Source organism: Ornithinibacillus jepli (genome assembly GCF_047228935.1).
Classification (GTDB): Bacteria; Bacillota; Bacilli; order Bacillales; family Amphibacillaceae; genus Ornithinibacillus.
In genome coordinates this window covers 1,306,639-1,320,421 of the sequence record NZ_JBFEGG010000001.1, presented here as the reverse complement: position 1 = coordinate 1,320,421, position 13,783 = coordinate 1,306,639, and the positions used below count along the sequence as shown (strand labels likewise).

At 35.1% G+C, this 13,783-nt stretch carries 10 protein-coding genes, 1 other RNA gene and 1 other annotated feature; of the genes, 10 read left to right on the top strand and 1 reads right to left on the bottom strand.

Features of this window, described 5'->3' with window-relative positions:
* Nucleotides 1-53 precede the first annotated feature (53 nt).
* The 6 genes from secDF (at nt 54) to dtd (ending at nt 8,539) form a co-directional block, all read left to right on the top strand.
* Entirely contained in the window at nt 54-2,312 is a 2,259-nt protein-coding gene (gene secDF / locus AB1K81_RS06895; protein ID WP_412975881.1) for a protein translocase subunit SecDF, read from the top strand.
* Between the two features lie 84 nt (nt 2,313-2,396).
* Nucleotides 2,397-2,699, top strand: a complete 303-nt coding sequence (locus AB1K81_RS06890) for a LapA family protein (RefSeq protein ID WP_412975880.1) — start codon at nt 2,397-2,399, stop codon at nt 2,697-2,699.
* A gap of 80 nt (nt 2,700-2,779) precedes the next feature.
* The gene (gene recJ / locus AB1K81_RS06885) at nt 2,780-5,116 is read left to right on the top strand and encodes a single-stranded-DNA-specific exonuclease RecJ (protein ID WP_412975879.1); all 2,337 of its coding nucleotides are present in this window, start codon (nt 2,780-2,782) and stop codon (nt 5,114-5,116) included.
* Nucleotides 5,106-5,618, top strand: a complete 513-nt coding sequence (locus tag AB1K81_RS06880; RefSeq protein ID WP_412975878.1) for an adenine phosphoribosyltransferase — start codon at nt 5,106-5,108, stop codon at nt 5,616-5,618. The genes recJ and AB1K81_RS06880 overlap by 11 nt, the downstream gene beginning before the upstream one ends.
* Nucleotides 5,619-5,844: 226 nt before the next feature.
* Nucleotides 5,845-8,043: a RelA/SpoT family protein gene (locus tag AB1K81_RS06875; RefSeq protein WP_412975877.1), complete on the top strand. Its 2,199-nt coding sequence runs from the start codon at nt 5,845-5,847 to the stop codon at nt 8,041-8,043.
* Between the two features lie 52 nt (nt 8,044-8,095).
* On the top strand, nt 8,096-8,539 hold the full coding sequence (dtd, locus tag AB1K81_RS06870) for a D-aminoacyl-tRNA deacylase (protein ID WP_412975876.1): 444 nt from the start codon (nt 8,096-8,098) through the stop codon (nt 8,537-8,539).
* Between the two features lie 43 nt (nt 8,540-8,582).
* Here dtd and AB1K81_RS06865 read toward each other — a convergent pair whose 3' ends face one another.
* Entirely contained in the window at nt 8,583-9,629 is a 1,047-nt protein-coding gene (locus AB1K81_RS06865) for an N-acetylmuramoyl-L-alanine amidase family protein (RefSeq protein ID WP_412975875.1), read from the bottom strand.
* Between the two features lie 104 nt (nt 9,630-9,733).
* On the opposite strand from AB1K81_RS06865, the gene AB1K81_RS06860 reads away from it, so the two are divergent.
* The 4 genes from AB1K81_RS06860 to ssrS all read left to right on the top strand — a co-directional run bounded on the left by AB1K81_RS06860 (nt 9,734) and on the right by ssrS (nt 13,618).
* Complete coding sequence (locus AB1K81_RS06860; protein ID WP_412975874.1) at nt 9,734-9,907, top strand: hypothetical protein; 174 nt, start codon at nt 9,734-9,736, stop codon at nt 9,905-9,907.
* A gap of 56 nt (nt 9,908-9,963) precedes the next feature.
* Nucleotides 9,964-10,187: a binding site (T-box leader), on the top strand.
* Nucleotides 10,188-10,255: 68 nt separating this feature from the next.
* Complete coding sequence (gene hisS / locus AB1K81_RS06855) at nt 10,256-11,536, top strand: histidine--tRNA ligase (protein WP_412975873.1); 1,281 nt, start codon at nt 10,256-10,258, stop codon at nt 11,534-11,536.
* A gap of 1 nt (nt 11,537) precedes the next feature.
* The gene (gene aspS / locus AB1K81_RS06850; RefSeq protein ID WP_412975872.1) at nt 11,538-13,301 is read left to right on the top strand and encodes an aspartate--tRNA ligase; all 1,764 of its coding nucleotides are present in this window, start codon (nt 11,538-11,540) and stop codon (nt 13,299-13,301) included.
* A gap of 124 nt (nt 13,302-13,425) precedes the next feature.
* Nucleotides 13,426-13,618: non-coding RNA, 6S RNA (gene ssrS / locus AB1K81_RS06845), on the top strand.
* The last annotated feature ends 165 nt before the right edge of the window (nt 13,619-13,783 follow it).

Here is a 13,783-nt window from a genome sequence, read left to right as displayed (position 1 = left end):
TGTAAGCTTATACATACACGGTTTGATACAGATTAAGGGAGGAACTATTTATTATGAAAAGTAAAGGACGTATTACATCCTTTTTCCTAATAGTTATTGCATTAGGACTTATTATTGGACTATTTACACCAAGTGTTACTAAAAATATTAATCTTGGGCTAGATTTACAGGGTGGATTTGAGGTTCTTTATAAAGTGGAACCTTTAGATGACAATCAGGAAGTAGATCGCAAATTAATGGAAGCTACTGTTCAATTATTGAATGATAGGGTTAATAAGCTTGGGATAAGTGAAGCAGTAATTGACATTGAAGGGGAAGACCGAATTCGGGTCCAGTTAGCTGGTGTTGAAAACCAAACACAGGCTCGAGAAATGTTAGCAACCAGTGCTAGACTAACTTTTCGAGATGTAAACGATACTGTTTTATTAGATGGTGCGGATGTAAAAGAAGGTAGTGCTAAGCAGGATTTCCATCCTGACACGAATGCTCCAATTGTTACTTTACAATTAAATGATGGTAAAAAATTTGCTGATGTAACGAGAGAATTATCTACTAAGCCAGAAGGAGAAAATTTACTAGTTATTTGGATGGATTATGAAGAGGGTGATTCCTTCAAAGATGAAGTACTAAAAGAGGATCATAAGTTTATTTCAGCTCCATCTGTAAATGAACCTATAACTGGTGGAAATGTTATGATTACTGGATCCTTTACTATTGAGGAAGCACAGTATCTTGCAAATATCATTAACTCAGGATCCTTACCAGTAAATATGGACGAAATCTTCTCAACGTCAGTAGGAGCACAGTTTGGTGAGCAAGCATTAGATCAAACTGTATTTGCTGGAATCATTGGTATTGGGATTATTTTCTTATTTATGTTAGTTGTGTATCGTTTCCTAGGACTCATTTCGGTTATTTCATTAAGTGCTTATGTCTTTTTAGTGCTTGTTATCTTTGAAAGTCTTAATGGTGTTCTTACTTTGCCAGGTATTGCTGCTTTAATCCTAGGTGTTGGTATGGCGGTCGATGCTAATGTCATAACCTTTGAACGTATTAAGGAAGAGCTGCGTGAAGGTAAATCACTTCCATCAGCATTTAAAACTGGAACTAGTAATTCATTACGAGCTATTCTCGATGCAAACATTACTACGCTTTTAGCGGCTGCTGTATTATTTGCTTTTGGGACAAGTTCTGTAAAAGGTTTTGCTACGATGCTAATTATTAGTATAGTTGTTAGCTTTATAACTGCAGTCTATGGAACTAAACTATTACTGCAATTATGGATTAAAGTTAAATACTTTAAAAATCATCCTGGTTGGTTTGCAGTAAGAAAGTCAGATATTAAAGATATACGAGAGAATACCGAACTACCAGCTACTTTCCTTCGTAAGGAGTGGAGTGTTGTAGATCATCGTAAAAAGTTTTTCATTTTTACTTCTATTCTGCTGGTTATTGGTGCAATTTCCCTAATAGTCTTTAAATTGAATCCCGGAATTGATTTTACAAGTGGATCAAGGGTGCAGATTATGGCGGAACAATCGCTTAATTCTGAAGAAATTAAGTCAGACCTTAATAATTTAGGGCTAGAGGCAAAATCATTAGTAATTTCAGGTGAAAATAATGAAATTGCGGTTATTCGATACCAAGAAGTAATTGAGGATAAAAAAATCGGTGAGCTTACTGATTATTTCCTAGAAAAATATAATGCTGAACCAAGTGTCAGTGTTGTCTCTTCAATAGTTGGAGAAGAATTAGTAAAGAATGCAGTTTATGCACTTCTTATTGCTGCTATTGGAATGATTATTTATGTGGCGTTCCGCTTTGAGTTTTTCTTTGCGATAACGACTATAATCGCTCTACTTCATGATGTATTTATTATGCTTATGGTCTTTAGTATTTTTAGAATCGAATTTGATGTAACAATAGTTGCGGCAATACTAACAATAATTGGTTACTCAATAAATGCAACCATCGTTACCTTTGACCGAATTCGTGAAAACATCCAACGCACGAAAAAAGCAGTTAAGTCCTTTAAAGACCTTGCAAGTATCGTGAATAGGAGTATCGTACAAACGATGACTAGGACGGTAAATACTACGATAACAACTATAATTGCTGTCGTAGCATTCCTTGTTCTAGGTGCAGAACCGATACAAGGATTCGGGATAGCATTATTCGTAGGTCTAATTGCAGGAACCTATTCATCTCTATTCCTTGCTACTCAATTGTGGCTAGTATGGCGAGGGAAGAATATTAAAGAAAGACCAGTTGATTTTAGAAAGAAAAAACGTGTTGAAGGACCACAAGTATAAAAGACAATCCCTTTGCAAATTGCAAGGGGATTGTTTCTTTATTCTTTGTATAAAATATAGATTAGAGATTAAGGAGGTTATTGTATGAAAGGTCAAACCTATGTAATTATTGCTATTATTTTTATGATAGTAGTCGCTATATTTGCTGTTACCAATGTAAGTCCTGTTCAAGTAAATTACTTTTTCTGGCAAGTAGAGTCACCTTTGATCCTTGTCATATTATTTTCTGTGCTAATGGGAGTGATCATAACGGCAGCAGTTGGTATGGTAAAAATGTTTAAAATGCAAAAGGATTTAAAAAGTTTGCGAAGAAAGAATGATAAATTAACGCAGCTATTTGATAAAGACAAGGTGGAGAAATTAAACGAAACTGAAACTGATAGTTGAATTCTGGTTACCTTGATTAGATATTCTCATTGCTACCCCTGACTCTATTTGTGTATAATAGATTAGTCAGGGGTGAATTTATGTTACGAAGCAAGTCAAAATGGAAATTTGTAAGTTCTGAAGAATGTCAAGGACAGTGGAAGGATAACTCAACTGAATTGTCCCCCGTGATAAAAGAGTTATTAATACAACGTGGTATACAATCGAATGAAGAGGCACAAGAATTTTTGTTGCCATCTATTGATAAATTAATTGATCCATCGAATTTAGCATCAATGGATAGTGCTACAAAGCGAGTTCATCAAGCGATTAAAGCCAAAGAAAAAATATTAGTATTTGGTGATTATGATGCAGATGGCGTTAGTTCTACAACCATACTTATTAAAACGTTACAAGAGCTAGGAGCGGATTGTGATTTTTATATACCTAACCGGTTTACAGAAGGATATGGACCGAATGAATCCGCATTCAAAAAAGCTTTTGCGGACGGATTCAAGCTTATTATTACGGTAGATACTGGAATAGCATCTGTCCATGAAGCAGAAGTTGCTAAAGAACTAGGGCTAGATTTAATCATAACAGACCATCATGAACCACAGGATGTTTTACCTGATGCGTACGCAATTATACATCCTAAATGTTCTCCAGATTATCCGTTTAAAGAATTAGCTGGTGCAGGTGTAGCATTTAAATTTGCACAAAGCTTACTTGGTTACTTTCCAGAACAGTTTTTAGATTTAGTTGTAATAGGAACAGTAGCTGACTTAGTTCCTTTAGTTGGAGAAAACCGCATTTTAGTTTACTTTGGCTTAAAGAAATTATCAGTAACAACGAAACAGGGACTAATAGCTTTAAAGAAACAATGCAATATAGAAGGGAAAACTACCGAAGAAGATATTGGCTTTTTAATTGGACCTAGATTAAATGCGGTAGGGAGATTACAGGATGCAGATCTTGCAGTCCACCTTTTATTAACAGAGGATCCTGAAGAGGCAAATGAACTAGTAGAAATGGTTGGACAACTTAACCAAGAAAGACAACAAATTGTTGCTTCCATTGTAAAAGAAGTGGAACAACTAGAAAATATAGATGCTAGTAAAGGTGTAATAGTTGTAGCTAAAAAAGGGTGGAATGAAGGAGTCCTAGGTATTGTTGCGTCTAGGTTAGTTAGAAAATATGACCGACCAGCTATTGTGCTGTCTATTAATGAAGAAAATGGTACTGCAAAAGGTTCGGCAAGAAGTATTCCAGCATTTGATTTATTTCAAAGTTGTATGAATTTAAAAGATCTTTTTACGCATTTTGGTGGTCATGCACAAGCTGCTGGAATGACGTTACCAGTTGAAAATGTGGCCTTACTAGAAAAAGAACTAGATACTATAATTAAACAGGAATTAACGAGTGAAGATTTCAAACAAGAGGTTCTAGTAAGTAAAACACTTCAGCTTTCGGATATTTCTGAAGGGCTAATTAATGAAATAGGTAAACTTGCACCATTTGGTATGGCAAATCCAAAGCCGAAGTTTCATATTAAATGTAATCCTTATGAAGTTCGCCAATTAGGGAATATGAAAAAACATCTTAAGCTCATGTTTAACGAAAATGGAATTTCGTTAGAAGGTATTGCATTTGGGATGGGAGATTTATATTCTTATATATCACCTAAAGCGTTAGTTTCGGTTGTTGGTGAGCTTGGGATAAATGAATGGAATGGTATACGTAAACCACAGATTGTTGTGGAAGATATGGAAATCGGTCATTGGCAACTATTTGATCACCGAGGTAAAAAACAAGTTGATATTAGGGACTTCCTTAATCAATTTGATAACCACACCGTACTATATAATGAAAAATTCAATACCGTTCATAACTTTCCTGATGAAATTAGACAAATAACATATCAAGAAGCGGTAGCATTAGATGAGAAAGTCGACGTATTGTATCTTTATGACCTACCATCAGATCTAGAAGAATTAAGACTCATTATCAACAAAGTAAAACCGGTAAATATACATGCATGTTTTTATGTGGAAAATAGTGCTTACTTGTCTGCATTTCCATCTAGAGAAGACTTTAAATGGCTATATTCTGTAATCTGGAAAAAACAAGTCCTTGATAGTAGAAAAGACTTAAATCCAATTATAAATGCAAAAAAATGGCATAAAGATGCTGTTATATTTATGTTAAACGTGTTTTCTGAGCTTGAATTTGTTAATATAAATAATGGACTTATTCAATTAAATAAATCACCTCAGAAAAAAGATCTGCAGGAAGCAAGCGTTTATCAGGAACGTTTAAAACAAACAGAAATTGAAAAAATACTTTATTACGCTACGTATGAAGAATTATTGAGATGGTTTCAAGATTGTATGGGACAGATGGAAAACCTTAAGGAGGAAATGAAGCATGGATTATAAACAATACATTAAAATTGTACCCGACTGGCCTAAACCAGGCATTGAATTTAAGGATATTACACCATTAATGGATAATGGTCAGGCCTTTAAATCAGCTGTAGATGAGATAGTAGAGTTTGCAAGAGATAAACAAATTGATTTAGTGGTAGGACCAGAGGCAAGAGGATTTATCGTAGGGTGTCCTGTTTCTTATGCATTAGAAGTAGGATTTGCACCAGTTAGAAAAGAAGGTAAACTACCACGTGAAGTAATTAAAGTAGATTATGGTTTGGAATACGGACAAAATGTTTTAACAATCCATAAGGATGCTATCAAACCTGGTCAACGAGTATTAATTACAGATGATTTGCTAGCAACAGGTGGTACTATTGAAGCAACAATTAAATTAGTAGAAGAACTTGGTGGAATTGTTGTAGGTTGTGCCTTTCTAATTGAGCTAACGTATCTAAACGGACTAGAAAAACTAAAAGGTTATGATGTCTTAACTTTAATGAAATATTAAAGCTAGAAGGTCTGGTGGAGGTAATCTTTCATCAGACCTCTTATAATATGGGAAACGTGTTAAGGGCAATTTTTAGTATGAAAAAATTTTAGGACAGCTCTAAAGTCCCTGGTTTGTCGACAATCTTGACGAATTGGCATAAAATGTTTATTAATTTTTACTTTACATTTTCGTAATTTTTTTTGATACTAGAAAGAAAGTATCTTCTACAATAAAAGGTGATAATATGGCAAAAAGTGACATTATAACAATAGAGCAATTAGAAGAAATGGCAAAAAAATATCTTTTAGAAGAAGATGTTAAGTTTGTTATGCGAGCATATAAATTTGCAGAAGAAGCGCACAAGGACCAGTATCGTAAGTCTGGTGAAGCGTATATCATACACCCTATTCAAGTTGCTGGAATCCTAGTAGATTTAAGAATGGATCCAGAGACCGTAGCGGGTGGTTTTTTGCACGATGTTGTAGAGGATACCGAGATAACACTTGAAGAAATCGAAGAAGAATTCAATAAAGAAGTGGCCATGCTCGTTGATGGTGTCACAAAACTAGGTAAAATTAAATATAAATCTAAAGAAGCACAACAAGCAGAAAATCATCGAAAAATGTTTGTTGCAATGGCAAAGGATATACGGGTAATATTAATTAAGTTAGCTGATAGATTGCATAATATGCGAACCTTAAAGTTCTTACCACCTGAAAAACAACGTTTAAAGGCAAATGAAACGATAGAAATTTTTGCACCACTCGCTCATCGTCTAGGAATTTCAACTATTAAATGGGAACTAGAAGACATTTCTTTACGTTACTTAAATCCTCAACAATACTACCGTATCGTTCAACTAATGAAGCAAAAACGTGAACAACGTGAATCCTATATTGACGATGTTATACAGGAAGTGAGCAAACAACTTGAAGAAGTTAATATAGAAGCAGAGATCTTTGGTAGACCAAAGCATTTATATAGTATTTACCAAAAGATGGTGAAACAAAACAAACAATTTAATGAGATTTATGATCTATTAGCAGTACGTATTATAGTCGATAGTATTAAAGACTGTTATGCGGTGTTAGGGATTATTCATACATGCTGGAAGCCAATGCCTGGTAGATTTAAAGATTATATTGCGATGCCAAAGCAAAATCTTTACCAATCTTTGCATACTACTGTAATTGGACCAAAGGGAGATCCGCTAGAAGTACAAATTCGAACAAAGGAAATGCATGAAATTGCCGAGTATGGGATTGCTGCACATTGGGCATATAAGGAAGAAAAGCAAGTAAATAGGGATAAAAAATCCTTCGAAGAAAAACTTACATGGTTCAGGGAAATTTTAGAGTGGCAAAACGAAACTCATGATGCAGAAGAATTTGTTGAATCATTAAAAGTCGACTTGTTTTCTGACATGGTTTATGTATTTACTCCTAAAGGTGATGTGATAGAGCTTCCTTCAGGTTCTGTACCACTTGATTTTGCTTATCGTATTCATACCGAAATAGGTAATCATACTATAGGTGCAAAAATCAATGGAAAAATGGAACCACTAGATTATAAGCTTAAAAACGGTGACATTATTGAAGTGCTAACATCTAAGCATTCATATGGACCGTCACAAGACTGGTTGAAAATTACACAAACATCACAAGCAAAAAATAAAATTAGACAATTTTTCAAGAAACAACGACGTGAAGAAAATATTGCCAAAGGTAAAGATTTAGTTGAAAAAGAGATTCGAGCACTTGATATTGAACCGAAGGAAGCATTAACAGAAGAAAATTTAAAGCGTGTTTACGAGCGATTTAACTTTGTTTCTGAGGAAGATTTATATGCTGCTGTTGGATATCAAGGTATTACAGCAGCTTTAGTGGCAACAAGATTAACAGATAAAATACGTCAATCCCGTCAAAAAGAACAAGACCTTGCGCAAACACTAGAAGGGACAAAAAACGACTACAAGGAACAGAAAAAATATAAGAAAGATTCTGGTGTTATTGTAGAAGGTATAGATAACTTGTTAGTACGTTTGTCTAAATGCTGTAATCCGGTTCCAGGAGATGAAATAATTGGATATATTACAAAAGGTCGCGGTGTCTCAGTGCATCGATCGGATTGTCCTAATATACAAACTGAGGAAGCAAAAGAACGCCATTTACATGTAGAATGGGAAGAAGATCAAACACAGAAGCAATATCATGTGGATCTAGATATCTCTGGTTATGATCGAAGAGGTTTATTAAATGAAGTTCTACAGGCAGTGAATGAGACTAAGACGAATATTACTCATGTAAATGGTAGATCAGATCGTAATAAAATGGCTGTTATACAAATAACCATTTTAATTCATAATACGAATCATTTAAGAAAAATTGTGGATCGAATCAAACAAATTAAAGATGTTTATGCTGTAACACGTACGATTCAATAACCCCATATTTATTATGGGGTTTTTGCATAGTAAAGTTAAAGGAGTTATAAAAATGAGAGCTGTTATTCAACGAGCGAAAGATGCTAGTGTTTCGGTGAAAGGGGAAGTAATTGGAGCAATAGATAATGGTTTTGTAGTATTATTAGGAGTTACACATGACGATACAAAGGAAGATGCTGCGTATCTTGCTAAAAAAATTGTCCATTTACGCATTTTTGAAGATGAAAATGGAAAGATGAATTTATCCCTTAAAGACGTCGGAGGGGACATGCTTTCTATATCACAATTTACATTATATGGTGATACGAGAAAAGGTAGAAGGCCGAATTTTATGCAGGCTGCAAGACCTGAACAAGCTTTTGAATTATATGAGCATTTTAATGCTTTAATCCGTTCAGAAGGGATACAGGTAGAAACGGGAGAATTTGGGGCTATGATGGATGTTAAACTATTGAATGTCGGTCCTGTAACGTTAATTTTAGATAGTAAAGAATAAGAGAGGTGGCAGTTATATACCAACTGCTTACCTCTCTCTTATTTTACTTAGCAAAATATTGTTGTAATCCATTTACCATTCCTGAGACTAATTTCTTTTGATATCCATTTGTTGAAAGAAGAGCATCTACTTCAGGATTTGAAATGAAACCAAGCTCAATTAAGACAGCAGGTTTTAAATTTTGACGGATAACCTGAAAGTCACCGAAATGATATCCTCTGTCTCGGTCACCTGATTCTCTAATAACCTGTTGATGGATATGACGAGCAAGGTCTTCATATTGGTCATGGTAATAATAAGTACTAATCCCTGAAGCCGATGGTATATCTGGTGCACTATTGTAATGGATACTAATAAAAGCATCAGCATTTACGGTATTCGAAAGGATGGCACGACTTCCTAATGTAACAAAGGTTTCTTTGTCTCTAGTCATTAACACTTCTGCACCTAGCATGGATAGCTCTTGTGCTAAAATTTCTGCCGTTTTATAGGTTAAATCTTTTTCAAACACTTCATTTATACTTATTGCACCAGAATCATTTCCGCCATGACCGGGGTCAATTACGATAGTCTTACCTTTAAACCCATCATTTGTTTTTCTTGTACCTTCGGTAACGAGATCTTTTAAAACATATCCTTCCGTATCTTCGAATTTAATTTTCAACCAATTATCCACTTGATCTATTACAGCAAGTTTGTCTCCTTTACTCGCAAAATGAATAATCTCATAATCAGTAGAAGGGCCATTTCTTATTTGCGTTTTTTCGAATTGCACTGTAATGGTTTCTTGTTCACTAGTTTCTACTACGTTTTCGCTAGAATCATCTTGCAATATCGTTACATAATCCATGGATACCCAAGCTGTAGATTCATCAAGTTGAATTTCAACCCAATCGCCTTCTTGATTCACAATGGAATATTTCTCATTAGAATGTACTTGACCTATTTTGTTATAATTCGTTCCTGGCCCACTTCTTAAATTTAAATTGTCTTCGTTTACAATGATTTCTGATGTACTAGCTGTGACAGGGATAATCCCAAATGTAAGCAAAACAATGATTACAATCAGTATAGTTTTTTTATAAGGCAAAAGACTTCCTCCTAATTTATGAACAAACTTAAGGTTTCTTTTCTATTTTAATAAATATTGTCCAATTAGGCAAAACTAGTGTTAAGTAAAAGGAGGCACAAGTTATGCGAATGAGTGAAAAGCATTGGAGCTCTCAAAATAATCGAGATATTTTCGGGGTAAACTTACATAAGTTTATTGAAATGGAAGAGTCTTCTGGACATATGGAAATCGCACAAGAATTAGGGATATCATTAGGTGAAGTAAAAGCATTGAAAAAAAAGATAAATCGTACTTGACAATCACGGGGCAAAACATTATGATAATATTCATTCAAGTATCTTGAACGATAATGAAATATCCTATGATGGAAAGAGTAACTAGCTATTGCATGAATAGAGACAAAATGCCTTAGGCTGAAAGCATTTTGCATCGCAACCTGGTGAAGGACATTCCTGAGGATCTATATTGAACGTATATACTAGTAAATATAGACGTCTTGCAGGCGTTAACTGTGAAAAGAGGATGTTATTAGTAACATCAACTAGGGTGGCAACGCGGGTAACTCTCGTCCCTTTTTATTAGGGGACGGGAGTTTTTTGTATACTTTTTTAATGAATGATACATAGTTGTAGGAGGATGAAGGAATGAATATTAAAGCGCCAAGAGGTACAGTAGATATTCTACCGAAGGATGCGCAAAAATGGCAGTATGTTGAGGATAAAATAAAAGGAATTTGTGATAAGTTCCATTATGAGGAAATTCGTACACCATTATTTGAACATACCGAAGTATTTTCACGTGGTGTTGGGGATTCAACAGATATTGTACAAAAGGAAATGTACACGTTTGAAGACCGTGGAGGTAGAAGTCTCACATTAAGACCAGAAGGTACAGCTGCTGTAACGAGAGCATTTGTACAAAATAAGTTGTATGGGGAAGCCAATCAACCAGTAAAGCTTTTCTATTTTATGCAAATGTTCCGATATGAACGTCCACAAGCAGGTAGAATGCGTCAGTTAAATCAATTTGGGGTTGAAGTGCTAGGAAGTGCAGATCCTGCTGTTGATGCAGAAGTTATTGATTTAGCTATGACGGTTTACCAATCTTTAGGATTAACATCTTTAAAACTAGTAATTAATTCATTGGGAGATGTAGAAAGTAGAAAAAGTCATCGTGATGCATTAGTTAAACACTTTACTCCACATAAAGAAGAGTTATGTAAAGATTGTCAGTCACGGCTTGAGCAAAATCCGATGAGGATATTAGATTGTAAGGTCGACCGTGATCATTCAGCTATGAAGACTGCTCCTTCTATTTTAGATTATTTAAATGAAGAGTCATCTACTTATTTTGAAAAGGTTAAAAATTATCTTGATTTAATGGGAATTTCCTATGAAGTCGATCCAAATCTAGTTAGAGGGCTGGACTATTATAATCACACTGCATTTGAAATTATGAGTGAGGCAGAAGGATTCGGCGCTATTACAACTCTTGCTGGTGGTGGTAGATATAATGGTCTTGTTGAACAGCTGGGAGGACCAGCTACACCAGGTATCGGGTTCGGAATGGGAATTGAACGACTTTTAATGGCACTTGATGCTGAAAGTGTCGAAATTCCTGTTGAGGACGATTTAGATTGCTTTATCGTTTCCGTTGGAGAAGCTACAAAATCCGAAGTAGTTCGTATAACACACGATTTACGTCAACATGGTATTCAAGTCGATCAAGACTATCAAGGTAGAAAAATAAAAGCTCAATTTAAAGCGGCAGATCGATATAAAGCGAAATATGTATTAGTTTTAGGAGAAGAAGAGCTAGAAAAACAAGTTATTAATGTAAAGGAAATGGCTACTGGTGAACAAGTAGAAGCTCCTCTAGATCAATTGATTAACTTAATGAAAGAAAAGCTACTAGGAGGAAAATAGGATGAGCGAAAGAGTACTTGCAGGAACTTTACGAGAAACAGATGTCGAAAAAACTATTTTACTTAAGGGATGGGTACAAAAACGCCGTGACTTGGGAGGTCTAATATTTATCGACCTTCGTGATAAATCTGGTGTTGTACAGGTAGTGTTTAATCCTAATCATCAGGAAGCATTATCTATTGCTGAATCAGTTCGTAGTGAATATGTTATTGAGGTTGTAGGACAAGTTGTACTTCGTGATGAGAATACGATAAACCCACAGATGGAAACAGGGACAGTTGAGGTCATTGCATCTCAAATTTCTATCTTAAATAAATCAAAAAACCCACCATTCCTAATTCAGGATGAGACAGATGTATCAGAGGATTTACGTTTAAAATATCGTTATATTGACTTACGCCGTGGATCTCTTCAAGAAACATTTAAAAAGCGCCATCAAATATCTCAAGTTGTTCGCAATTTCTTAAATGACGAAGGTTTCTTAGAAATGGAAACCCCAATTTTAACAAAAAGTACACCTGAAGGGGCTCGTGACTATTTAGTACCTAGCCGTGTACATCCTGGTGAGTTTTATGCATTACCACAGTCACCTCAATTGTTTAAGCAGTTGATTATGATGAGTGGATTTGAAAAATATTATCAAATTGCTCGTTGTTTCCGTGATGAAGATTTACGTGCAGATAGACAGCCTGAATTTACACAAATCGATATCGAAACTTCCTTTATGACAAGTGATGATATCATGACAATGACAGAACATATGATGCAAAAGGTAATGAAAGAAGTAAATAATGTTGACATTGAGTTACCTTTACCACGTATGCCTTATCAAGAAGCGATGGAGCGTTATGGTTCTGATAAACCGGATACGCGATTTGATTTAGAACTTATTCATGTTTCAGATGTTCTAATTAATTCTAATTTTAAAGTCTTCCAAGGTGCAATTGAAAGTGGTGGAAAAGTCGCCTTACTAAATGTGAAAGGTGAAGCAGCTAACTTCTCTCGTAAGGATATTGATAAGTTAACAGAATTTGTAAATGTTTATGGTGCTAAAGGTTTAGCATGGCTTAAGCTAGAAGGAGAGGAATTAAAAGGTCCGATAGCAAAATTCATCTCTGAAGAGGAAAAACAAGGGTTGATTGAAAAAGCAAATGCACAAGATGGTGATTTACTATTATTTGTCGCAGATAGAACTTCTGTCGTTTATGATAGTCTCGGTGCATTGAGACTTAAGCTAGGAAAAGAACTTGGTTTAATAGATGAAAGTAAATTTAATTTCTTATGGATTACAGATTGGCCATTATTTGAATATGACGAAGAGCTTGGGCGATATTTTGCAGCTCACCATCCGTTTACTATGCCATTTGAAGAAGATATTGAAAAACTTACTTCCGACCCAGCTAGTGTACGGGCAAATGCTTATGATTTAGTACTTAATGGTTATGAACTAGGTGGCGGATCGATTCGTATTTATAAGCGTGAACAGCAGAATGAAATGTTCAAAGTACTTGGTTTTACGGAGCAAGAGGCTGAAGAACAATTTGGTTTCTTATTAGAAGCGTTAGAATATGGTGCTCCACCACATGGGGGAATTGCACTAGGACTCGATCGTATTGTAATGCTTCTTACTGGTAGAAGCAATCTGAGAGATACCATATTATTCCCTAAAACAGCTTCAGCTTCAGATTTACTGACCGATGCACCGAGTGAAGTGAGTGAAACACAGCTAACTGAATTATCTATTCAACTAAATCAAAATAAATGACATGATTTTTCATCTGTCTATAATTTGTAACAATTGTAATGAATACTTCATATAAAGGTATATTGAACGCACGATATTCGTGTGTTAAGATATTTTTACAAACGTAATGCATTACGAAATGGAGTCAATCCTGATATGTTAGTCTATAAAATACGTTTTGACCGAACAGAATAGAAAAGGGAGCCTGATTTAGTTTTCGTATGGCATACATGCCTCGTGTTCGCCTATGTAGGAGGAAGTATAAAATGCGAAACAAGGCACCCACCTGCTCGCAAGCGGGATCAAAACTTACTATAGACGGCATTATTGGGATTGACGTATACATAATACCTATGGCTAGCTCCTGCAATGGAAGCTAGCCATTTTTCCACGTAAATATTTCTAAATAATTCGTAATTAATATATAGGTGGATAATAATGGACTATTTGAGTTATCGTGTGCTGTTAGATGCTCATTATTCTTAGAGAGTACAGAACTAGTG

What these genes read in the sequence shown, in the direction of transcription:
- secDF (WP_412975881.1), top strand. Translation starts at nt 54, where the DNA reads ATGAAAAGTAAAGGACGTATTACATCCTTTTTCCTAATAGTTATTGCA.
- AB1K81_RS06890 (WP_412975880.1), top strand. Translation starts at nt 2,397, where the DNA reads ATGAAAGGTCAAACCTATGTAATTATTGCTATTATTTTTATGATAGTA.
- recJ (WP_412975879.1), top strand. Translation starts at nt 2,780, where the DNA reads ATGTTACGAAGCAAGTCAAAATGGAAATTTGTAAGTTCTGAAGAATGT.
- AB1K81_RS06880 (WP_412975878.1), top strand. Translation starts at nt 5,106, where the DNA reads ATGGATTATAAACAATACATTAAAATTGTACCCGACTGGCCTAAACCA.
- AB1K81_RS06875 (WP_412975877.1), top strand. Translation starts at nt 5,845, where the DNA reads ATGGCAAAAAGTGACATTATAACAATAGAGCAATTAGAAGAAATGGCA.
- dtd (WP_412975876.1), top strand. Translation starts at nt 8,096, where the DNA reads ATGAGAGCTGTTATTCAACGAGCGAAAGATGCTAGTGTTTCGGTGAAA.
- AB1K81_RS06860 (WP_412975874.1), top strand. Translation starts at nt 9,734, where the DNA reads ATGCGAATGAGTGAAAAGCATTGGAGCTCTCAAAATAATCGAGATATT.
- hisS (WP_412975873.1), top strand. Translation starts at nt 10,256, where the DNA reads ATGAATATTAAAGCGCCAAGAGGTACAGTAGATATTCTACCGAAGGAT.
- aspS (WP_412975872.1), top strand. Translation starts at nt 11,538, where the DNA reads ATGAGCGAAAGAGTACTTGCAGGAACTTTACGAGAAACAGATGTCGAA.